Annotated in this window: 18 protein-coding genes and 1 pseudogene; 11 read left to right on the forward strand and 8 right to left on the reverse strand. The window is 63.1% G+C overall.

The genetic code is table 11. The annotated features are described in order from the left end of the window. The first annotated feature begins 136 nt into the window (after positions 1-136). From A605_RS14410 to A605_RS14420, 3 genes are all read left to right on the forward strand, one after another. A complete protein-coding gene (locus A605_RS14410) occupies positions 137-532 on the forward strand; it encodes an ArsR/SmtB family transcription factor (RefSeq protein WP_015402243.1) in 396 nt (131 codons plus the stop codon). Further along, complete coding sequence (locus A605_RS14415) at positions 529-1,752, forward strand: MFS transporter (protein ID WP_015402244.1); 1,224 nt, start codon at positions 529-531, stop codon at positions 1,750-1,752. The genes A605_RS14410 and A605_RS14415 overlap by 4 nt, the downstream gene beginning before the upstream one ends. A 282-nt stretch (positions 1,753-2,034) precedes the next feature. Continuing rightward, positions 2,035-2,994 (forward strand): cation diffusion facilitator family transporter, encoded by a 960-nt coding sequence (locus tag A605_RS14420; RefSeq protein WP_149029548.1) that lies wholly within the window; start codon positions 2,035-2,037, stop codon positions 2,992-2,994. A 723-nt stretch (positions 2,995-3,717) separates the two neighbouring features. Here the strand turns inward: A605_RS14420 and A605_RS14430 are convergent. The 3 genes from A605_RS14430 to A605_RS15170 form a co-directional block, all read right to left on the reverse strand. Beyond that, positions 3,718-4,620 carry a cation diffusion facilitator family transporter gene (locus tag A605_RS14430; protein WP_027004550.1) on the reverse strand — a complete coding sequence of 301 codons (903 nt, stop codon included), beginning with the start codon at positions 4,618-4,620 and terminating at the stop codon, positions 3,718-3,720. Positions 4,621-4,742: 122 nt separating this feature from the next. After that, positions 4,743-5,783: an SURF1 family cytochrome oxidase biogenesis protein gene (locus A605_RS14435; protein WP_027004549.1), complete on the reverse strand. Its 1,041-nt coding sequence runs from the start codon at positions 5,781-5,783 to the stop codon at positions 4,743-4,745. 65 nt (positions 5,784-5,848) lie between these two features. Further along, positions 5,849-6,310 carry a DDE-type integrase/transposase/recombinase gene (locus A605_RS15170; protein WP_081602193.1) on the reverse strand — a complete coding sequence of 154 codons (462 nt, stop codon included), beginning with the start codon at positions 6,308-6,310 and terminating at the stop codon, positions 5,849-5,851. 298 nt (positions 6,311-6,608) lie between these two features. Between A605_RS15170 and A605_RS14440 the strand changes: the two are divergent. After that, positions 6,609-7,627, forward strand: a pseudogene (locus tag A605_RS14440) (IS630 family transposase). An 85-nt stretch (positions 7,628-7,712) separates the two neighbouring features. Here the strand turns inward: A605_RS14440 and A605_RS14445 are convergent. The 5 genes from A605_RS14445 to A605_RS14465 form a co-directional block, all read right to left on the reverse strand. Then, a complete protein-coding gene (locus tag A605_RS14445; protein WP_015402248.1) occupies positions 7,713-8,024 on the reverse strand; it encodes an IS3 family transposase in 312 nt (103 codons plus the stop codon). 167 nt (positions 8,025-8,191) lie between these two features. Further along, a complete protein-coding gene (locus tag A605_RS14450; RefSeq protein ID WP_015402249.1) occupies positions 8,192-8,926 on the reverse strand; it encodes a ZIP family metal transporter in 735 nt (244 codons plus the stop codon). A 199-nt stretch (positions 8,927-9,125) separates the two neighbouring features. Next, positions 9,126-11,096, reverse strand: a complete 1,971-nt coding sequence (locus A605_RS14455; RefSeq protein WP_015402250.1) for a heavy metal translocating P-type ATPase — start codon at positions 11,094-11,096, stop codon at positions 9,126-9,128. Between the two features lie 5 nt (positions 11,097-11,101). After that, positions 11,102-11,461, reverse strand: coding sequence for a Cd(II)/Pb(II)-sensing metalloregulatory transcriptional regulator CmtR (gene cmtR / locus A605_RS14460; protein WP_015402251.1), 360 nt, complete (start codon positions 11,459-11,461; stop codon positions 11,102-11,104). A gap of 161 nt (positions 11,462-11,622) precedes the next feature. Then, a complete protein-coding gene (locus tag A605_RS14465) occupies positions 11,623-12,231 on the reverse strand; it encodes a copper resistance CopC family protein (RefSeq protein WP_015402252.1) in 609 nt (202 codons plus the stop codon). A gap of 385 nt (positions 12,232-12,616) precedes the next feature. Here A605_RS14465 and A605_RS14470 point away from each other — a divergent pair, with 385 nt between their 5' ends. From A605_RS14470 to cydB, 7 genes are all read left to right on the forward strand, one after another. Further along, positions 12,617-14,599, forward strand: a complete 1,983-nt coding sequence (locus tag A605_RS14470) for a bifunctional copper resistance protein CopD/cytochrome c oxidase assembly protein (protein ID WP_015402253.1) — start codon at positions 12,617-12,619, stop codon at positions 14,597-14,599. A 350-nt stretch (positions 14,600-14,949) separates the two neighbouring features. Beyond that, the gene (locus A605_RS14475) at positions 14,950-15,696 is read left to right on the forward strand and encodes a M23 family metallopeptidase (RefSeq protein WP_027004547.1); all 747 of its coding nucleotides are present in this window, start codon (positions 14,950-14,952) and stop codon (positions 15,694-15,696) included. A 134-nt stretch (positions 15,697-15,830) separates the two neighbouring features. Next, positions 15,831-16,163, forward strand: coding sequence for an ArsR/SmtB family transcription factor (locus tag A605_RS14480; protein WP_015402255.1), 333 nt, complete (start codon positions 15,831-15,833; stop codon positions 16,161-16,163). Positions 16,164-16,255: 92 nt separating this feature from the next. Next, entirely contained in the window at positions 16,256-16,963 is a 708-nt protein-coding gene (locus A605_RS14485) for a DsbA family protein (protein WP_027004546.1), read from the forward strand. Between the two features lie 9 nt (positions 16,964-16,972). After that, positions 16,973-17,626 (forward strand): vitamin K epoxide reductase family protein, encoded by a 654-nt coding sequence (locus A605_RS14490; protein ID WP_027004545.1) that lies wholly within the window; start codon positions 16,973-16,975, stop codon positions 17,624-17,626. A 297-nt stretch (positions 17,627-17,923) separates the two neighbouring features. Then, complete coding sequence (locus A605_RS14495; protein WP_015402258.1) at positions 17,924-19,567, forward strand: cytochrome ubiquinol oxidase subunit I; 1,644 nt, start codon at positions 17,924-17,926, stop codon at positions 19,565-19,567. A 2-nt stretch (positions 19,568-19,569) separates the two neighbouring features. Continuing rightward, positions 19,570-20,571, forward strand: a complete 1,002-nt coding sequence (gene cydB, locus A605_RS14500) for a cytochrome d ubiquinol oxidase subunit II (protein WP_015402259.1) — start codon at positions 19,570-19,572, stop codon at positions 20,569-20,571. Positions 20,572-20,576 lie beyond the last annotated feature (5 nt).

The raw sequence follows: 20,576 nt of genomic DNA on the forward strand, positions 1-20,576 counted from the left end.
TCTTCCCGGTGGGGCTTTCCCTGTGCGCCAGATCCCCGAATCTCAGACAGCTGCACTGTGACTCAGGGCAGAAATTGAGGTGGGGAAGACGGCGCAACGGGCCATCCTTGCTCTTCCCTCCACTTCATGAAATCATATGCACATGTATGCATATGATCAGTGGGGTACCGCCGCCGACAGTACCTACGTCGAGCTAGCTGTGGAGATGTTCTCCATGCTGGCCGACCCGACCCGGGTACGCATCATCCTCGCCCTGCAGGAGACGGAACTCTCCGTCGGGGAGCTGGCCGAGATCGTGGACAAGTCTCCGGCGGCGGTCTCCCAGCACCTGGCCAAGCTGCGCCTGGCGAGGATGGTGGCCACCCGCCAGGAGGGCAAGCGAGTGTTCTACCGTCTAGCCAATGAACACGCCCGTCAACTGGTGGCCGATGCCCTCTTCCAGGCCGAACATGCCGTAGAGGCCGAACCTCGCCACCACCGGAAAAGCTCTCCGACACCGGTCACCAGGCTCAGGAATCAGGCCAAGTCATGATCGAGGTACTGCGCAACCCCTCCTATGCAAAACTGTTTTCCGCCCAGGTCATCGCCCTGTTGGGCACCGGCCTGTTGACCGTTGCTCTGGGACTGCTGGCCTTCGACATTGCTGGCGGGGACGCCGGGCTGGTGCTCGGTACCGCGATGACCATCAAGATGATCGCCTATGTGGCCGTTTCCCCGGTCATGTCTGCCCTGACCGTCCGCCTACCGCGCAAACCGGTGCTCATCAGCGCGGACCTGCTGCGCCTGGCGGTGGCCCTGGCGCTGCCCATGGTGGATCAGGCATGGCAGATCTATGTGCTGATCTTTATCCTGCAGGCCGCCTCGGCGACATTCACCCCCACCTTCCAGGCGGTCATCCCCGAGGTACTGCCCGATGAACGTCAGTACACCCGTGCTCTGTCCCTGTCCCGGCTGGCCTATGACACCGAGTCCCTGGTCAGCCCGATGATCGCCGCGGCACTGTTGACGGTGGTGGCCTATAACAACCTGTTTATCGGTACCGCCCTGGGCTTTTTCGCCTCCACCGTGCTGGTGTTGTCCACCCGCTTCCCAGCCATCACCCCGGCCGAGCCTGCCCCCTTCCTGGACCGGTTGACGCTGGGGGCACGAATTTTCTGGCGCACCCCGCAGCTGCGCAGCCTGTTGGCGATGAACCTGGTCGTCGCCGCAGCGTCTGCGATGGTGATCGTCAACACTGTCGTCCTTGTTCAGGGACCGCTGCAGCGCCCGGAAGCCGACGTCGCGCTGCTGCTGGCCGCCTACGGGGCTGGGTCGATGATCGTCGCCCTGATCATCCCGCGATTGCTGGACAAGGTCGCGGACCAGCCAGTCATGCTTGTTGGTGCCGGTGTCCTGCCGGTGGGTTTGGTGGCTATGGCCGCGGCGATCGCTGTGCCCACCGGGCAGGCGCAATGGATAGGACTGCTCATCATCTGGCTGCTCCTGGGGGCGGCGACCTCGCTGGTTCTCACCCCGTCGGCCCGGCTGCTGCGCCGTGCCAGCACCGAGGAGAGCCGTCCGGCGGTATTCGCCGCTCAATTCTCACTCTCCCATGCCTGTTTCCTGCTCACCTATCCCACGGCCGGTGCTCTCGGTGCGTGGCTGGGGTTGCCTGACACGGCGCTGATCCTGGCAGGCCTCGGATTGTTCGGGGCGATTTTGGCCGTCGCCGCGTGGAGGCCCCGATTCCACTCTGGCCTTACTTCCCCTTGATCTCGTTGCCGACCATCATCGGCACACACTGCCTGTCTCTTGTCTATCTGGGGTGGTAGTTATAGTGGGCGGTTGAAGGGGAGTAGCTCTTTCTCGCAATTTGAGGCGGGGATGGTTGGTCGACATACTGGTGAGATTCTCGCCCGGCCGCCAGCTACCTGCCCGACCAGTTTCCCCAGTCGGTCAGGTAGTGAGCGAGACCTTCGGTCCGTGCCACCCGCGCCGACCGAGCTACTCTCGCATTTCACCTGCTCGCCGGCGCCCGAATCAGTAGGTGCTCTCATGTCTTCTCCTTCTTCTTCCCGCCGCAGTGAACAGCGCCTGCTGGAGCGCTTCATGCTGCTGTCGATCGCCACGGCGGTAGTTACCATCAGCCTCAAGGCGGGGGCTGCTGTTATCACCGGCTCGGTCGGATTTTTATCCGATGCCCTGGAATCCGGTGTGAATCTTGTGGCCGCCGTCGTGGGATTGGTGGCCCTGCGCATCGCCGCCCGTCCGGCAGATGACAACCACCATTTCGGACACGGCAAAGCGGAATACGTCTCTGCCCTGGTCGAAGGCGCGATGATCTTCGTGGCCGCCGCCCTGATCATCTGGACCTCGATCCAGCGCCTAATCACCCCGCAGCCACTAGAGCAGGCCGGCTTGGGCCTGGTGTTGACCACTCTGGCCTCAGTCCTCAATCTCATCGTCGGTGTGGCCCTGATCCGGGCCGGGAAACGATATCGCTCGGCGGCACTGTCAGCCGACGGTCACCATCTGATGACCGACGTGTGGACCTCCGCAGGTGTTCTGGTCGGCATCGCGGCGGTGGCCGTAACCGGCTGGTACTGGCTCGATCCTGTGATCGCCCTAGCGGTGGGAGCGAATATTCTTTGGGCGGGTTACCGCCTGCTGCGGCAGTCTCTGACCGGTCTGCTCAGCGCGGCCTTGCCCATGGAGGAACTCGAGAAGCTCAATACTGTCCTGGCCGGGTTCCGTACCGACCATGGCGTAACCTTCACCCCGCCCCGGACGGTGGAATCCGGTCGCCACCGGCACATCTATCTGGCTATGGGGGTACCCGCTGGTTGGACTGTCGCCACCGCCCACGAGGTCGCCGACAACCTGGAAGATGTGATCGACGACCTCCTGCCCGGAGCCGAGACCTTCATCCACGTAGAACCGGACGATCGTGCGGACGGTCCCCGACACGGTAAGTCGACTCGTCCGCGTGATTCAAATACTGAGCCAGACCGTTAACTACCGGTTGACAAAGTATAGCTCGACATCGAGAAGGGCAAGCCCTGACTGTGCGATGGGGCGGTCACCTGTTCTGCCTCGAGGAGACGAGTGGTAGTAGCGTTGGTCCTGCTGTGTGCGACGACGGGTCCACAGGAGCACGGACACGGCCACAATTGTCGCTACGGTGATGATCTCGTGGGGACACTATTCGAGCACTGGCCGTTGCATTGGGCCGCAACGTCGGGGGTGTCCCCGCAGGAGTGGATACCCTCGCCCTGACCGGGTAACGCTTTTGCGCTTCTGCTTAATGCGGGTACCCGCCGCTTCGACTGGGGCAATTACTGGGGTTCGCGCGCTGCGGTACGGGTTTACAAACGCCACCGGTTGGTGGCTCGGAGATTGTGGCAACTCACCACTGCCTTGACGATCGGACCTGAACAAGGAATCTGCGCGCTGACCGGCACTGGAGATGGCGTTTCCAACCCGCTGGGATCCGTTCTTAGCCCTCATGATGAGCGCGGCGGATGGGTATGCCTATCCGACGTTGCACTTTGATTTCCCTGCCCGGCCGCCGGACCTGCCTTTCGAGCTGGGGAACTTAGGGGAATAGAGAATTATCGCTCCGAGGAATCCCTGACGGTGACCGGTCGGGGATTCCGAGTGTCTCCAGAATGTGGTGATAAGAAGGTCAAAAAGGGCGGACAAGACGTCGCCGTGGGGCGGCGCTCTGGTGGTGGAGGATCAGCAGACATCTTCGTGATGGACGTGGCCGTCCTGCTCGATCTGGATGGTCGAGTGTCCAATCTCGAAGTCCTGCAACCGGGCCTGGGCGGCATCCAGAATTCCGCAACCGGAGATATTCATGTCCTTGACGACCAAGTGGCAGGTGGCCAGCGGCTTCGTGCCGTCGGTGCTCCAGATATGCAGGTCATGCACGGCCGTGACTCCGGGCAAGCTGAGCAGGGCGGCTTCCACCTCGCGGGCGTCGATGTTCTGCGGGGTGCGGTTCATCAGCACCGAGAGGGAATCAGCCAGCAGGCGCAGTGCCCGCGGCAGCACCAGGGCGGCAATGAATAGGGAGGCGATGGTGTCGGCGGCCAGCCAACCGGTGAACTGGATGATCAAACCGGCGATGATCACGGCGACCGAGCCGACCAAATCGGAGAGTACATGCAGGTACGCCCCGCGCATATTGAGGCTCTCGTGCTGGCGGCGTATGAGGATCAGTGCGGAGATCACATTGGCGACCAAGCCAACCACCGCAACGACGAGCATCACGCCCGTGTCGATCGATTCGTGGCCACCGATCCGGCCGACCGCACGGATGACGATCCAGACCGAGACCGCGGAGACCACCGCAGCATTGACCAGTGCGGCGAGCACTTCGACGCGGCGATAACCGTAGGTGGCTCGGGGGGTGGCGGCCCGGCGGCCGATGAGGATGGCCACCAGGGCGATGAGTAACCCTGTGGAGTCGGAGAGCATGTGCATCGCATCGGATAACAAGGCCAACGAGCCTGAGACGAGGCCTCCGATCACCTGGGCCAGGAAGATCGTAGCGGTCAGGATGAAGGCGGCCGCCAAGGCTTTGAGGGATCCGTTCGGGGCAGTGCGGTGGTTGTGGTCGTGTGGGCGCGCACTCATGCCGACAGCCTAACCAGAAAAACCTCTTATTGAAAGCTTATTGAAAAACCTGGATGGAATCCGGCCCTCACCGTCGGATACGGCTGGCAACGGACCACAATGCGCTGTGTAGAAGGCTGCGGTTAGAACCGCTCGCGCTGGCGGCGGACGAACTTCCGGGAGTGGTTCGGCTGGCTGTCGCCGTAGCGGTCGTGCAACATGCGTGAACGGGCACCGGCGGATGCGGAAGTAGCGGCTTCGGCCTGGACGACACTGTCGGTGCCGTTCTCCAAGAGGACGGTGCGAGCGGTACCCATCGGGGCCGACTCCGTCTCCCCGTCCTGTGGATCCTCGGTCTGTTGGGAGGATGCGGTGCCGCCGGCGAGCTCGACCTCCTCGCGGCGCATACGGCGGCGTTCCTTCAGCTCCGCCCAGATGAAATAACCTAGGCCGAGCGGGGCCATGATGCCGAAGGCGATCCATTGGAAGGCGTAGGACAGGTGCGAGCCGCGGTCGAGCATGGGCACCGGGATGGCGTTGATCTCCCCGGCCTGCCCCTCGGCGAGCTGCACGTAGTCCTCCGCCAGATCCGTGCCGGTCACCTCGGCGATCTGTTCAGTATTGATGCCGTAGACCTGGCGGTAGCCCTGATCTTCAATCGGGGTGGACACCGGCGCCTGCTCGTTAAAGCGGGCATGGCCGATGATGGACTGCTCACCGGCCGGCGGGGTGTCAATCGGTGGGACACCGCCCTCGAACGGCGGCTTGAAACCACGGTTGACCAGGATAACCTCACCGGAGTTCAGTTGGAAGGGGGTCAGGGCGTGAAAGGCGGGGGAGGAGTCGACCGGACGGTTGCGCATCAACACCTCATCCTCTGCCAGGTAACGACCCTCGAGAATCACCCGTGCCCACTCCTCCCCGGACTCGAGACGTCCCTGGGCGTCGAAGACCTCCCCGGCGGGAACGGGCTCGACCTCGAAGGCGGCCTCGATCTGCTCGTTGCGCTCGACGATGTCATCGTCCTTATTCAGCTGCCAGGGGGCGAGGAAGGTGAAGGCGAAATAGGAGAAGGCGATAATCGCCAGGACACCGAACACCCAGCCGGGCCGGAGGAATGTCCTCCAACTCTTCTTCTGTGGGGCCCGACCGTACCTGCGCTCAAGTGTGCTGCTCACAGGCATTGATTCTATCGCCCCGTCCGGTGAGAAAGCGTATTCTGTCGCGAGTCTCGAAAGAGGAAGCACTACTAGTAGAGTGTCGTGACTAATGTTCTGGGTAGAGGTGGCGGAGTTTGATCCGTGCGTCCGTGGTGATGAGCTGCCAGTTCACGGGTCCGAGTGGTGGACGATGCCGGTGGAGGTGAAGTCCAGCTTCGTGCGCCGGCGGGAAACAGGGAATGCTCCAGGGCCATGAGCACCATCCGGGTGTCCATGACCATGGTCACGACCCAGCCGAGGATCATCCGCGAGTACGCGTCGGCAATGAAAGCTACGTAGCAGAATCCCTTGCTGGTCCACACGTAGGTGAAGTCCGCGATCCACCACTGATCCAGGTGCGACGGGTAGGTCCACTGGCGGTTGACCCCGTCCGGGTGCCGGCGGTATGCAGGATTGGTCACCGTCGTTCTCTTCCGGTGCATCCCCCGGGACACACCGCGGATTCCGGTGATCTCCATCAGCCGTCCGACCTGGCCACGGTCAATGCTCATGCCGTCGCAGACAGCGGCCTTCCAGAGTTTACGGCGGCCCTAGACCTTGCGATTCTGCTCCCACAACCGAAAGATGTGGTGTGCATCGTAGGCCTGGTCGAGTTCTGTGCTCGAGGGACCGAAGCCACGGGACTGATGGGCGTAAAACGTGGCTTAAGGCCAATCGCGATGCCGTGGCTAGTGTCCTGCGCCGTTAATTCGTTGCTAGTTTTTGTAGAATCGAGGTATGGCGCAACGAGGACCGGCGTTAGCCGAGTTGACACTATCGGAGAGTGAGCGCGACCAGCTGGAGCGGTGAGTGCGGCGACGAAAGTCTGCACAGGACATCGCGCTGCGCTCAAGGATCGTGCTGGAATGCGCGACGGGGCTCTCGAACTCGGAGGTCTCCCGACGTGTGGGAGTCTCGTTGCCGACCGTTCGCAAGTGGCGCTCCCGGTTCCTGGAAGCGCCTGGACGGGCTGGTGGATGACCCTCGGCCGGGGCATCCTGCCACAGTAACCGCCGAGCAGGTCGAGGACGTTGTGGTCGCCACGCTGGAATCGACCCCGAAGAACGCCACACACTGGTCACGGGCGAAGATGGCCGAACGCAGTGGGTTGTCGAAGTCCACGATCGGCCGGATCTGGAAGGTCTTCAACCTCAAACCCCACCGCGAGGAGGGGTTTAAACTCTCCAATGACCCGTTGTTCGTGGACAAGGTCTACGACATCGTGGGCCTTTACCTCAACCCGCCAGAATCCGCGGTCGTGCTCAGTGTCGATGAGAAGAGTCAGGTTCAGGCGTTATCCCGGTCCCAGTCGGCGTTTGAAGATGATGCCCGGCATGCCGGAGAAGCGTACCCACGACTATGTCCGCAACGGCACGACCAGCCTGTTTGCGGCACTCAACGTTGCCGATGGAACCGTGATCGCCTCCACCCACCGCAAGCACCGGGCGGTGGAGTTCAAGAAGTTTCTGGCCAAGATCGACAAGCAGGTGCCTGAGCACCTGGATGTGCATGTCATCTGCGACAACTACGGTACCCACAATCATCCGACCGTCAACACCTGGCTGGGTAAGCATCCGCGGTTCCACATGCACTTCACCCCGACTTACTCGTCCTGGATCAACCAGGTCGAGCGACTGTTTGCCGAGGTCACCCGGGACCTTCTCCAGCGCAGTGACCACCGGAGCGTGCAAGCACTGGAGAAGGATCTGCGCGAATGGGTCAAGGCCTGGAACAACAATCCGACGCCATTCATCTGGACCAAGACCGCCGAGGAAATCCTGAAGTCACTAGGCAGAATGTTGAAACGAATTAACGGCGCAGGACACTAGTCAAGGTTTCACAGATTGGCTCGCCCCCGAAGCGCTTCCGGTAGGTGCGGGTGAACTCCACGATCACCGCAGTGTGCGGTCGAGCTTAAGCCTGGGTGAAAAAAGCCGACGCCGTCTTCAAAATCTCATTGGCGCGTCGCAGCTTGGCTACTTCCTTGGCCTGCTCGTCGTAAGCGGCCTGGAGCTGCTCGTAGGACAGGGAACCGGGCTCAGGAGCTTCGGCCTGCTTTTCCTGTTTGTGGATCCAGTTGCGCAGCGTGGATTCCTTCACGCCGAGAAGTTCACCGATCTCCCGGCGAGCAGGCGCCTTGGAGATGCCGCCTTCCTCGAGGCGCTCGAAGTACATGCGCACCGCGCGCTCCTGCGTGGCTGCGTCGTACCGGCTCGGTCGTGCCATGCTGATCGTCCACCTCAGGTAAAACCTAGTCTCCGACCAACCCAGGCCGCCTCATTGGTGTGCGTGCATCCGCACCGCCGGGAGAATTCTGAGAACGATATGTTTCACCCCGGTTTTCGGTGGGGATGGTTTAGTTTCCAGGGAACTGAGACTCCCCTACGGTGAGGTCAGAAACCGAGATAGACCGAGATCAGGGCAAACAGTGCGAAGCCGACGGTGAGGAAGAGCGGGCCGAAACGGCTGGTTTCGCTCTCGTGCGCCTCGGTCATCATTTCCTCGACGACAACACTGGTCAGTACACCACCGGTCATGGCGAGCACAGACAGGGTGATGATGTCTGGAGCATCGCGTAAGGCGAAGTACCCGATGGTGGCCCCGAGAAAGATCGGGATCACGAAGCTGAGCGCCATAAGGATGCGCACACGGCGGCGTATGCCTGCCTGGCGCATGGAAGCGACAGCGGCGAAGCCTTCGGGGAAGTCAGCGGGGACTTGTCCGAGAGCGAGCAATAAACCCAGGGAGGGGTTGAGCACTGTGGCGGTACCAATCATGACACCGTCGCTGAACAGGTCCAGCGAAACGCCGGAAAAGATGGCCAACGGGCCAGTGGTGTGTTCGCCCATTTTGAGCTTGTTCTGCACAATACCGATAAGCCTTTCGATGCCCATGAACAGCACTCCACCCACCGCAAAGGAAAGAACTGGGGCCCACGGCTGTTGCGCGTTGAAGGCCTCAGGCATCAGCTCCAGACCTACGACGGCCAATACAATGCCAGCGGCCAAGTGCAGGGCCAGGCTCAAGGCCCGTTCAGAGATCTTGAATACTTCCGAGGCCAGCCCACCAAGAAAGTTACCGGCTGCTGGCAACGCAGCTAATACCAGTACAAGCGCAAATCCCTGCATGTGGGTCTTCTCCTTGCTGACCGATTGGTTGTGGCCTATTCAGAATTACTCGGGTTTTATACGGAAGGGCACGCGGCGAAAACGCGGCCAGAAGTGGGGCAGGGTCCAGCCGTTGCCGGTCAGGGTCTCGACAATATTGAAGAGTGACTCGACACCCCCTCTTGTCAGACTTGAATCTTCCCCTGCAGGCCGCATCGCTTTAGGTCCGGGCCTTGTTCTCTGCCTGCTCGTGCCTAGGCATTCTGACGGCCTCGTCTGGGGCAGGTGTTGGGTGTGGGGCGCGCGCAGCCCGCAGCCCGTTGGCGATGACAATGACCTCGGCGACCTCATGGACCAGGACAACGGCGGCCAGTCCCAGCACGCCGGTGATCGCCAGGGGGAGCAGGACAATGATGATCGCCAGGGACAGAAAAATATTCTGATTGATAATCGACCGTCCCAGGCGGGCGTGGTGCAGGGCCCGGGGGATCAGGCGCAGGTCATCACCGGTAAACGCCACATCCGCGGACTCGATCGCGGCATCTGAGCCCGTGGCACCCATGGCAATGCCGATATCGGCCGATGCTAGGGCGGGAGCGTCGTTGATGCCGTCGCCGATCATCGCCACCGGGCCCCGCTCGGCCAGGTCGGCCACCGCCTGGGCCTTGTCCTCCGGGCGCAGCTGCGCCCGAACGTCCTGGATGCCGGCCTCGACGGCCAAAGCAGTGGCGGTACGCGTGTTGTCACCGGTGAGCATGGTGCTCCCGAAACCCTCACGGGTGAGCGTCTTGATGACGGTGGGGGTTTCCGGGCGCAGTTCATCGCGCACCCCGACCGCACCGACGGGCCGGTCGTCGCGGTGGACGATGACCACGGTCATGCCCTGGCTCTCCAGGGCCTCGACCTGGGTGGCCAGGGGACCGGGGGCAAGCCAGCGGGGGCTGCCGACCGCGATCTGTGCCCCGTCGATAACCCCGGTGATCCCCTGACCGGCGGCCTCGGCGACCTGCTGAGCGGCCGGTGCCTGGCGTGTGGCGGCGGTGATCGCGGATGCCAGCGGGTGGGTGCTATGGGACTCAAGTGCCGCGGCCCAGCCGAGAACATCCGCCCGGACGATGCCGTCGGTGGTCAGTAGCTCCGCGACGGTGGGCTGGTTGCGGGTCAGGGTGCCGGTTTTGTCCAGGGCCAGGTGCCGGATGCCGCCGAGGCGCTCGAAGGCGGCGCCGGACTTGATGACCACGCCGAACTTGCTGGCCGCACCGATTCCCGAGACCACCGTGACCGGCACCGAAATCGCCAGCGCACACGGAGAGGCCGCAACCAGGACCACCAGGGCACGTTCAATCCACACGCCCGGATCACCCAGCAAGGAACCGATGACGGCCACCAGGATGGCCAGGATGAGCACACCTGGCACCAGGGGCCGGGCCAGCCGGTCGGCAATGCGCGCCCGCTGTCCCTTCTCGTTCTGCGCCCGCTCGACCAGTTCAACCACGGTGGTCAAGGAGTTGTCCATGCCCGCGGCAGTGGCCTCGACTTCGAGGGCGCCGGTGGTGTTGATCGACCCGGCCAACACCGCATCGTCGGGGCCGACCTGGACGGGGATGGATTCACCAGTGATCGCCGAGACATCCAGGCTGCTGTGCCCGGAGCGGATGACCCCGTCTGTGGCCAGGCGTTCACCGGCAGCCAGCCGCAGCACGTCACCGGGAACGAGATCTTCGACCGGTACGGTGCGGGTGGCCCCATGGGCGGCAATGATGGTCGCGGTCGAGGGGAGCAGGGCCAGCAGAGCACGCAAACCCGAGCGGGCCTTGTCCATCGCCCGGTCCTCCAGTGCCTCGGCAATGGAGTAGAGGAAGGCCAGGGCCGCGGCCTCCTCGATGAACCCGAGGAGCACGGCGCCGATGGCGCTGATGGTCATCAGCAACCCAATTCCCAGTTTTCCTCGGATGAACAGACTCTTCAGGGCTCCGGGGACGAACTGGGAGGCACCCAGTAACAGGGAGACCCAAAACAGGGCGGTGGCCACCAGCCCTGCCCCGGGGACAAACCACTCCAAGATCAGGCCCGTCAGCAGGGTCAGGCCGGAGACTGCGGGGATGAGGATGGCCCGGTCACGCCACCAGGGGGTGTGCTCCTCGTTGTCTTTTTCCGCAGGGCTCGTGGCGGGTGCGCAACAGGCGTCCATTGTCCTTACCGCCCCTCGTCCACATCGCAGCAGCCGGCGACCGGGCATTGGGGGTCTAGACAGACGGCGTCCTCGTCGACGGCCAGGGTGGTCTCTAGCAGAGTGTTCAATGCCGTCGTCAGGTGGGCGTCGACGATCTCATATCGGGTGCGTCGTCCCTCCGGCTCGGCGACGACGATCCCGCAATCACGCAAACAGGCCAGATGGTTCGACACATTCGTTCGCGTCAATCCCAGCGTTTCGGCCAGCTGGGCCGGATATCCAGGGGCCTCCAGCAGGGACAGCAAGATCCGGGATCGGGTGGGATCGGCCATGGCCCGGCCCAGGCGGTTCATCACATCGAGACGGGGGGCAATAGTCAGCATGCGCTGACTATACAGTGGGGGCTGACGGGTATGCAATCGTCCCCCTGCGGCTGTCCTCGGATACCTGACGAGGCGCGGTCCTGCAGTGCATCACTAGGGAGGGAGGTTGTCCCATGGCACGACACACCTGCACTCGGGGTTAATTGGGAGTCTTCTACTTCTTAAGGCATGTCGCGACCTCGGACGATCAGCATGCTGACACCGGCGATGACACCAAAGATGGCCAACCCCGCGAGGGTCAAGACTATCGGATTATTGAATCTAGAGGCGTCCTCCTCGACGGCATTTCCCGCGGTCGCGGTCTCTTCCGGCTCCTCTGTGTTCTCCGTCTGATCGGCGCCGGCGTTTGTCGTGGCGGTATCAGCTGGTTGCGCCGCATCGCCAGCGACGGTGAAGGTCGTCGCGTTACGGGTGGCGTGGCCGTCGGAGGAGATGATCTGGAAACCGACGGTGTAGTCACCGGGCCCAGCGCCCACATCCGCAGGCAAATCGAGGACCACCGACTGGCCGTCGATAGTCGGCTCGCCACTGAACAGGACCTCACCGGAGTTTTGGTCCGTGATGGCCAAGGTGCTGAAACCCTCCCGGGGAAGCCCCGAGAACTCCAGCTCAATGCTGGGTGGGAACTCCTCCACCACCGCACCGTCCGCGGGGTTGCCGCCGATCACGGCGTCGTGCGCCAGCACCGCCGGGGCGGCGGCGAAAGCCACGACACCGGCCGCCACCACAGCGGCCAGCACACGACGAGGGGGCATGAGGGAGATGATCACGAAAGTCCTCCTGGACTGGGCCGATTCTTCTGGAGGTCAGCGACTAAGGCACCGGCCTGCGGGAGGTGCCAAGAGACTGGTCGGGACGGGCAGGAGGAAAGTTCCCGGCCTCGTCGTGTTTACCGGGTGTTATTTCTCACAGATGGTGGCGCCTCAGCAGGGGCGGCGGACCTCACGGATCAACCCGGGTCGAGGCACTTTGGAAGAACACCAGCAGACCACATTAGGGTAAACCTCACGCCAGCTTCCGAACACCCCACGAGAGCGGAGGCGGCATCGGACGGCGAAATGGACACAGATGACCCACCCGGTAAACGACACTCCCGCTGCCACAGATGCGACCGCAGGGAAGGCCCCCACCACCGGGAGCCGGCCTAAGGATCGGGTGCGCCCCATCTGGCCGCTGTACCTGCTCTTCCTCGTCGTCGCCGGTGCAATCGGCGGGACGATTGCCTACAGCTTCCTCGGCGAGTCCCTCGCAGCCCTGGGGATTCCCGACCCCGGCATCGCCACCACCTTCGGACTGCCGTTTTTCCGCGCGGTCGGCTGGATGCTCGCTGCCCTGTCGGCAGGCTCCTTCCTGTTTGCCGCCTTCCTCATCTCCCCACGGCTACCCGGCGGTGATAACGCCCGGCTGACTGGGGCCTCGTTGACCGTGGACGGACACCTCGCCTCCCGCACCGGGGCGGTCGCGGCGCTGTGCTTCGGGCTTGTCGCGTTGTTGATGATCCCGCTGGTGCTCTCGGATGTCTCCGGCACCCCCCTGGTCCAGACACTGGGCCCAGAGGCCCTGGCGGTGGCCCTCGAGCAGGTGGCCATGGCCCAGGTATGGCTGATCGTGGCCCTTATTGCCCTGGTTACCGGTGCTACGGGCCTCATGAGTAGATCGTGGATCACCCAACCACTGCTGCTGCTCGGGTCGATCCTCATGATCATCCCCCTGGGCCTGACGGGGCACTCCTCCTCGGGCGGTGACCATGACTTTGGCACCAACTCCTACCTGTGGCACCTGATCTTCCTGGTCCTGTGGGTCGGCGGACTCATGGCGCTGCTCGCTCATGGCCGCCGCCTGGGACCGGATCTGGACATCGCCCTGCGCCGCTACTCGGCGATCGCCCTGTTCTCGATCATCGTCATGGCGGTCTCCGGACTGGTCAACGCCAGCATCCGCATCGAGTTCTCCGACTGGTTCACCACCCGCTACGGCCTGATCATCGTGGCCAAGACCGTCGGCGTGATCATCCTCGGTATCTTCGGCTGGCTGCACCGGGCCTGGGTCGTCCCGAAGGTGCAAGCCGATCCCACCGACCGCCGCCTGTTCCACCAGGTTGCGATCGTCGAGGTACTCGTCATGGCGGCGGTCACCGGTATCGCCATCACCATGGGGCGTACCCCGCCGCCCCCACCGCGTGAGCCCAACCTCTCACAGATGGCCACCCAGCTCGGCTACGAGTTGTACGACAAACCCACCATCCTCAACGTGTGGGGCATGTGGCGCTTTGACCTGCTGTTTGGCACCCTCGCCCTGCTACTGGCTGCCGGCTACCTCCACGGCGTGTACCGGGCCCGCCGCACGGGGAAGAGCTGGGCGACGGGACGGACCATCTGGTGGCTCCTGGGATGTACGGCCCTGCTGGTGACGATGTCCTCCGGCATTGGCCTGAACATGGCCGCCACCTTCTCGGCACACATGGTCGGCCACATCATCTTGTCGCTGGTCGTACCCGTCCTCCTCGTCCTCGGCGCCCCGCTGACCCTACTGATGACCGCCTATGACTCCGGCCCGCCAGACAGGCCGGGCATCTACGACTGGGTGCGCGCCTTTACCCGCAGCCGGCTGGTGGGGATTATCACCCATCCGGTAGTCAATACCGTCCAGTTCCTGGTCTTTTTCTACGTGATGTACTTGCTCATCCCGCTTTATGAGCTGATGATCTCCGAGCATGCGGGACATTTGATCATGAACACCGTGCTCCTGGTCTCCGGCTGCTTCTACTTCTGGGGGATGCTCGGGCCCGACCCCATCCCGTATCGTCGTCCGGCTCCGGTCCGCCTGGGGTGGCTGGCCGCCTCCCTGCCGGTCCATCTGATCTTCGGCATCTACCTCCTTCAGCTCGACACCATCTTGGGCGAGGAGTTCTACCGCTCGCTGCTCCTGCCCTGGGAGCTGGACCTGCTGGCCGACCAGCACACCGCCGTTCTGTTCTGGGCCGCGGGCATGGTCCCGCTGGCTGTCGTCGCCTTCCTGCTCATCCGCCAGTGGCCGGGCGCCGGCGGGGACGCCAGGGGTAGTGAGGAAAAGACCACCACCGACACCGGTGAGAGATCGCTGGTCCACCACGACAGCCCAGGAACCGGCACGCCCTAGCTGTCCCCGCTCACCAGTGGTACCGGTGAAAGGTCACCGGAGCGGCCGGGAAGCCGCCGGAGTCCGGCCAGGAATACCCAAGCCGTGACCCCTTTTTATGAGGTCAATTATGGGCGGGGAACAACCCTCGGCACGGTGTAGTCGCCTTCGCCAATCCCCTGAAAATGCCGGTGAGCATGCTGTGAAAAGGGTAAAAGAATCACTAAACGCGCGTTCCGACTGGCTCCCTTGGAGGGCCAGGCGCTAGTGTTACGTCCGTAAATAACGGAACGGTCACAATCTGGTCTCCAACGAGTACGATACTGGGGTCGAGCGTGGCGGGACATACGGACAACGATGGAAGAAGATTCATGCGCTTGAAGGCTCGGCGATCAGCCGGAGGAAAACACCGCAAGATCACCACCTCGCAGACCAAGGGCCGTGTGGCGCTGGTGGCCGTGGCCGCAGGCGCGGTTTCGTCGGCAGGTGTGGGCGGGGCCGCAGCAGCAACGCTGCAGGCCCAACCCGAGGATCCGGCTTCCCCGGGAGTCGCCGCCGTCGACGTGGAGCTGGCCGGCACTGACACCGCCCTGTCCTCGACTGTGGCGGAGGCGGCACCGCAGGTTCTCGCGATCTCGGAGTACAAGCCGGCCGCCAACGTCGACGGGCAGTTGGACAAGGCGGTTGAGTATGCTGCCGAACGGGCCGAGGCCGAACGTCTTGCCAATGCTCCGTCCGTGGTCAAGCCTGCCGAAGGCACCTTCACTTCCGGTTTCGGTATGCGCTGGGGCAGCCTCCACGCCGGCCTGGACATCGCCAACGTCGTGGGTACCCCGATTCTCGCGGCCATGGGCGGCACCGTGATCGACTCGGGCCCGGCCTCGGGTTTCGGTCAGTGGATCCGTATCCAGCACGACGACGGATCGATTGCCGTCTACGGCCATATGGAGACCCTCGACGTGAGCGTCGGCGAGCGCGTCACCGCCGGCCAGAAGATCGCCGGCATGGGCAACCGAGGTTTTTCCACCGGTTCCCACCTGCATTTTGAGCTCTACCCGACCGGTAGCGGTGCCGTGGACCCTGCCCCCTGGTTCGCCGAGCACGGCATCACCTTCTAAACCCTTCCCCATTCAAGACAAAATACAGTCCTGGCCCCCAGGCCCACCTTCGTGGTCTGGGCGTCAGGCCATGAGCCCAGTCATCCTGGGTCACGCTGGTGATTAGTACACGGGATTGTGTACTGTCTATCGTTATGAGCACGGCGACCGTCACCCACACCTCGGCGTTGTCCCGGGTGGGTAATGCCCTGTCCGATGACACCCGGACCGGGATTCTGTTGGCCCTGCGTAACGGGCCGGCCCGACCGTCCGAGCTGGCCCGGCAGTTGGATGTCTCCAAACAGGTGATGTCGAATCAGTTGGCTTGCCTGCGAGGATGCGGACTGGTGACCTCCATCCCGGAGGGGCGCAACGTCTGGTATTCGCTGGCTGATCCCCGGCTGGGTCATGTCCTGGGCGAGTTGCTTGAGTTGGTGGTCACCATCGATCCGACCTGCTGCTCGCCGGACGGCTGCACCTGCTCATAATCACCCCAGGGCCGAGAGGGATTCGTCGGCGTCGTGCCGGGCGACCCTGAACCCACTGCCCTGACTCCCGCCAGAGATAGAACGGAACCCTCGTGAGCACCCCCACCAACCGCACCACCTCCCCCCGACCTTCCGGGAACTGGCGAAAAGCCCAGATAATTGTCTGGGTAGTGCTGGCTATCGTCGTGATCGCCGGGATCGTCGCCTTCCTCATCGGCCGGGCGGATTCCGCTCCGGAGTCCGCCCCGGAAGCTGTGACCAGTGATGCCGGCCAGGTGGTCCGGGACAACAGTCGGGTGCTGTCTCAGGCGCCGAATGAGAAGGCTGTGCTGGTGGAGTTCCTCGACTTTGAGTGCGAGGCCTGCCGGGCGGCGTACCCCTTTGTGGAGGAACTGCGGGAGGAGTACTCAGACACCGTCACTTTCGTTAACCGCTACTTCCCGTTGCCGGGCCACCGCAACTCCATGCCGGCTGCCGTGGCCGTCGAGGCCGCTGCCCAGCAGGGCCAGTACGAAGCGATGTACCACCGGATGTTTGAAACCCAGCCCGAGTGGGGCGAGTCCGCCGAGGATAACAGCGAGGTCTTCCGCGGCTTCGCTGAGGACCTGGGATTGGACATGGCCGCCTATGACGCCGCCGTCGCCGATCCGGCCACCGAGGAACGGGTCCGGCTCGATGTGGCTGACGGAACGGCCCTGGGTGTGCGCGGCACCCCGACCTTCTTCCTCGATGGCCAGCCCCTTGTCCCGGACTCCCTTGAGCAGTTCCGGGCCGAGGTCGACGCGGCCGCCGCCGACTAACCCGAATCGATGACGCACTCAGTCACCGCCCAAGACGAAAATGAGGTTCTCGTGACCGAAACGAACGATAAGACCTCTCTACCAGCCTTCGTCCGGGACCGTCCTTTCGCCCTCATCCTGCTGGTCACCGGTGTGATCGGATGGGTGGCCTCCGGTATTCTGGTGCTCGAGCGCCTGGCCCTCTACGAGGACGCCGAGCACGTCACCACCTGCGACCTCAACGCCCTGGTCTCCTGCGGGAAGGTGATGGGCACCTGGCAGTCCGAACTGTTCGGCTTCCCCAACCCTTTGATCGGCATCGTCGCTTTCGCCGTGGTTATCACCACCGCGATGGCGATGCTGTCTGGGGCTCGGCTCGGCGACTGGTACTGGGCCGGCCTGCAGGCCGGGGTGAGCGTGGGCCTGGTGCTCATTATCTGGTTGTGGTACCAGGCCCTGTTCGTTATCCACATTCTGTGCCTGTACTGCATGGTGGTGTGGGCGGTGATGATCCCGTTGTTCATCCTGCTGACCGTGCGTAACCTCGCCCGTGGGCTCTTTCCCGCCTCCCCTGCCGTGGTGCGGTTTTCCTCCCAGTGGGCGGGCACCCTGATCGCCGTGGTCTACGTCGCCGTGGCTGCCTCGGTGTTTGTCAGCTTCTACTCCGATTTCACCGGCCTCTGACCCTGACGAGCGGCCACTCCCCAGCGCCGGTGATTCCGGGGCTATGTGTGACGCAAACCCAGACCTGGGGTGACCTGCATCAACTCGGTGAGCTCTAGGTGGGGACCTTCGTCACGTTTTCGGAACTTTCCGTGAACCTGGACCGACAACTCGGGTGTACCTGAATTTAGATCGGGTGTCGGCAGGAATCGCGAGCCGGGAGTGTGTGAGGCCAGTTCGCCGCGCCTGCCGGAAAAGAAGCTGTCGCGGTGGCGATGAGCCACTGTGCCGGTTTTTCAACTGCGAAAGGCATATTCTGTGGATCTTGTCGATGTCTCACGTTGGCAATTTGGCATCACGACTGTCTATCACTTTATTTTCGTCCCCCTGACCATCGGACTCGCTCCGCTGGTGGCAATCATGCAAACGGCCTGGCACCGCACCGGTAAAGATATGTGGTACCGCGCCACTCGGTTTTTCGGCACGCTGTTCCTGGTCAACTTCGCCATGGGCGTGGTCACCGGCCTTGTCCAGGAGTTCCAGTTCGGCATGAACTGGAGTGAGTACTCTCGCTTTGTCGGCGATGTTTTCGGTGGCCCGCTCGCCTTGGAGGGGCTGGCAGCTTTCTTCTTCGAGTCCATCTTCTTGGGCATTTGGATCTTCGGCTGGGGCAGAGTCCCCCGCTGGATACACCTGGCGTCCATCTGGATCGTCGCGGCCGCGACTAATGTCTCGGCCTACTTCATCATCGTGGCGAACTCCTTTATGCAGCACCCGGTGGGGGCGGCGATGAACTACGAGAACGGTCGCGCGGAATTGATCAACGTCTGGGAGCTGCTGAGCAATCCGGTGGCACTGGTGGCCTTCCCACACGCGGTGGCCGGTTCCGTGCTCGTGGCTGGCACCTTCGTCGCCGGTATCAGTGCGTGGTGGATGGTGCGCGATCGTCGTCACGCCGCTAAGACGGGAGGAAACGCCGAGGATGCCGGGCAGTTGTGGCGGCCCCTGCTGCGCATGGGACTGTGGGTCACATTGTTGGGGATCGTTTCCGTTTCCATCACCGGTGACTTGCAGGCCAAGGTGATGTTCGAGGTCCAGCCGATGAAGATGGCCTCCGCGGAGGCCCTCTGCCATACGGAGGAGGACCCGTGGTTTTCCATCTTGGCTATTAGCACGTTCAACGACTGTAACTCCGTCTCCGAGATCTTCAGTGTGCCTTGGGTTCTGTCATTCCTGGCTGGCGGCCAGTTCAGCGGTGTGACGTTGCAGGGCGTCACGGACTTGCAGGCCCAGGCCGAGCAGCTCTATGGTCCGGGCAACTACTCTCCGAACCTGTTCGTGACCTACTGGTCCTTCCGTCTGATGATCGGCTTCATGGCCGCCTCCATCCTGGTGGTTATCGTCGGTTTCTGGTTGACCCGCAAGAAGCGCACCACCGACAAGCGGTGGTTCGCCTGGTTGGGTCTCATCGCGATTCCGTTTCCCTTCCTGTCCAACTCCGCCGGCTGGATCTTCACCGAGATGGGGCGCCAGCCCTGGGTGGTATACCCGAACCCTGACTTCGGTCCGGAGAACAGCCCGAACGGGGAGAACGACATCCACCTGATCGTGGACTTCGGGGTGTCCAACCATTCGGTGACCACTGTCTGGATTTCCTTGATCGCCTTCACCTTGATCTACGGCATCCTCGCCGTGGTCTGGTTCTGGCTCATGCGCCGCTTCGTGGTCGCTGGGGCACTGGCGCCTGGCGCTTCCGAGAACATCGTCGAGGACACCTACGGACCGGACGCCGAGGAACTAGAACCGCTGAGCTTCAACGCCGACAGCTCCGACGACGCCGAGGACAGCGACGGTTCCCACAGCACCGAAGAGTTCGAGCCAGCCGACCGGGGTTCCGCAGCTGTCACCACGAAACCACGCCGACAGCGTGATGAGCGCACCGTTGATGAGAAGGAGCAATGACTATGGATCTGCAGACCCTGTGGTTCATCGTGATCGCTTTCCTGTTCGTCGGCTATTTCGTCCTGGAGGGTTTCGACTTCGGTGTGGGCATGCTTTTGCCCTTCCTGGGCGGTGACGGTGAGGAGCGTGCGCGGCGTCGCGACGCCGTGGCCACCAGCATCGGCCCGGTGTGGAACGGCAACGAGGTGTGGCTCATCGTGGCGGTGGGTGGCATGTTCGCCGCCTTCCCCGAGTGGTACGCCACGATGTTTTCCGGTTTCTATCTCCCGTTGCTGCTCATTTTGCTCTCCCTAATCCTGCGGGGCGTCGCCCTGGAGTGGCGCGTCAAAGTCGACACCCAGGCCTGGCGGAACCGGTGCGATATCGGGTTGGCTATCGGCAGTTGGGTGCCGGCGATCTTTTGGGGCGTAACCTTCACCAATATCGTCCAGGGCGTGGCAATTGACGCCAATCGGCAGGTCGATTCCAGCTTGACCGCGATGTTCGGCTTGTTCAATCCCTACGGTCTGCTGGGGGCGGTGACCTTCGTTCTGATGTTCATGGTGCACGGAGCGACCTTCTTAGGGATCAAGGTGCACGAACCGCTGCGCAGCCAGGCCCATCGGCTGGCCCAGCGACTGACTATCCCGACAGCCGTGGTGGCCGTCGGGTTCGCGGTATGGACTCAGCTGGCACACGGTGATCCCGTCATCGGGATCGCGGTGGGTGTGCTCGCGCTGTGCGTGCTCATCGGTTCGGTGTCCCTCATGCGGGGCCACGACGGCGTCGCGTTCGCGGCCACTGCCGTGGCTGTGGCCACCCTGGTGGTGCAGATTTTCGCCACCTTGTTCCCGAACGTGATGCCCACCTCCCTGCCGGGCGGGGTGTCTCTGGACATCTATAACGCCTCCAGCTCGGACTACACACTGGTCTTTTTGTCCTGGGGTGTGCTGATCCTGGTGCCGTTCATCCTGGCCGCCCAGGGCTGGACCTTCTGGTCCTTCGCCAAGCGGATCACGGTGTGAACCGC

The organism is Corynebacterium halotolerans YIM 70093 = DSM 44683 (assembly GCF_000341345.1).
GTDB lineage: Bacteria > Actinomycetota > Actinomycetes > Mycobacteriales > Mycobacteriaceae > Corynebacterium > Corynebacterium halotolerans.

Coding starts and splice junctions, on each gene's coding strand:
- A605_RS14420 (WP_149029548.1), top strand. CDS start 2,035: ATGTCTTCTCCTTCTTCTTCCCGCCGCAGTGAACAGCGCCTGCTGGAG.
- A605_RS14475 (WP_027004547.1), top strand. CDS start 14,950: ATGCGCTTGAAGGCTCGGCGATCAGCCGGAGGAAAACACCGCAAGATC.
- cydB (WP_015402259.1), top strand. CDS start 19,570: ATGGATCTGCAGACCCTGTGGTTCATCGTGATCGCTTTCCTGTTCGTC.
- A605_RS14410 (WP_015402243.1), top strand. CDS start 137: ATGCACATGTATGCATATGATCAGTGGGGTACCGCCGCCGACAGTACC.
- A605_RS14450 (WP_015402249.1), bottom strand. CDS start 8,926: ATGCAGGGATTTGCGCTTGTACTGGTATTAGCTGCGTTGCCAGCAGCC.
- A605_RS14490 (WP_027004545.1), top strand. CDS start 16,973: ATGACGCACTCAGTCACCGCCCAAGACGAAAATGAGGTTCTCGTGACC.
- cmtR (WP_015402251.1), bottom strand. CDS start 11,461: ATGCTGACTATTGCCCCCCGTCTCGATGTGATGAACCGCCTGGGCCGG.
- A605_RS15170 (WP_081602193.1), bottom strand. CDS start 6,310: ATGAGCATTGACCGTGGCCAGGTCGGACGGCTGATGGAGATCACCGGA.
- A605_RS14445 (WP_015402248.1), bottom strand. CDS start 8,024: ATGGCACGACCGAGCCGGTACGACGCAGCCACGCAGGAGCGCGCGGTG.
- A605_RS14435 (WP_027004549.1), bottom strand. CDS start 5,783: ATGCCTGTGAGCAGCACACTTGAGCGCAGGTACGGTCGGGCCCCACAG.
- A605_RS14430 (WP_027004550.1), bottom strand. CDS start 4,620: ATGAGTGCGCGCCCACACGACCACAACCACCGCACTGCCCCGAACGGA.
- A605_RS14415 (WP_015402244.1), top strand. CDS start 529: ATGATCGAGGTACTGCGCAACCCCTCCTATGCAAAACTGTTTTCCGCC.
- A605_RS14455 (WP_015402250.1), bottom strand. CDS start 11,096: ATGGACGCCTGTTGCGCACCCGCCACGAGCCCTGCGGAAAAAGACAAC.
- A605_RS14480 (WP_015402255.1), top strand. CDS start 15,831: ATGAGCACGGCGACCGTCACCCACACCTCGGCGTTGTCCCGGGTGGGT.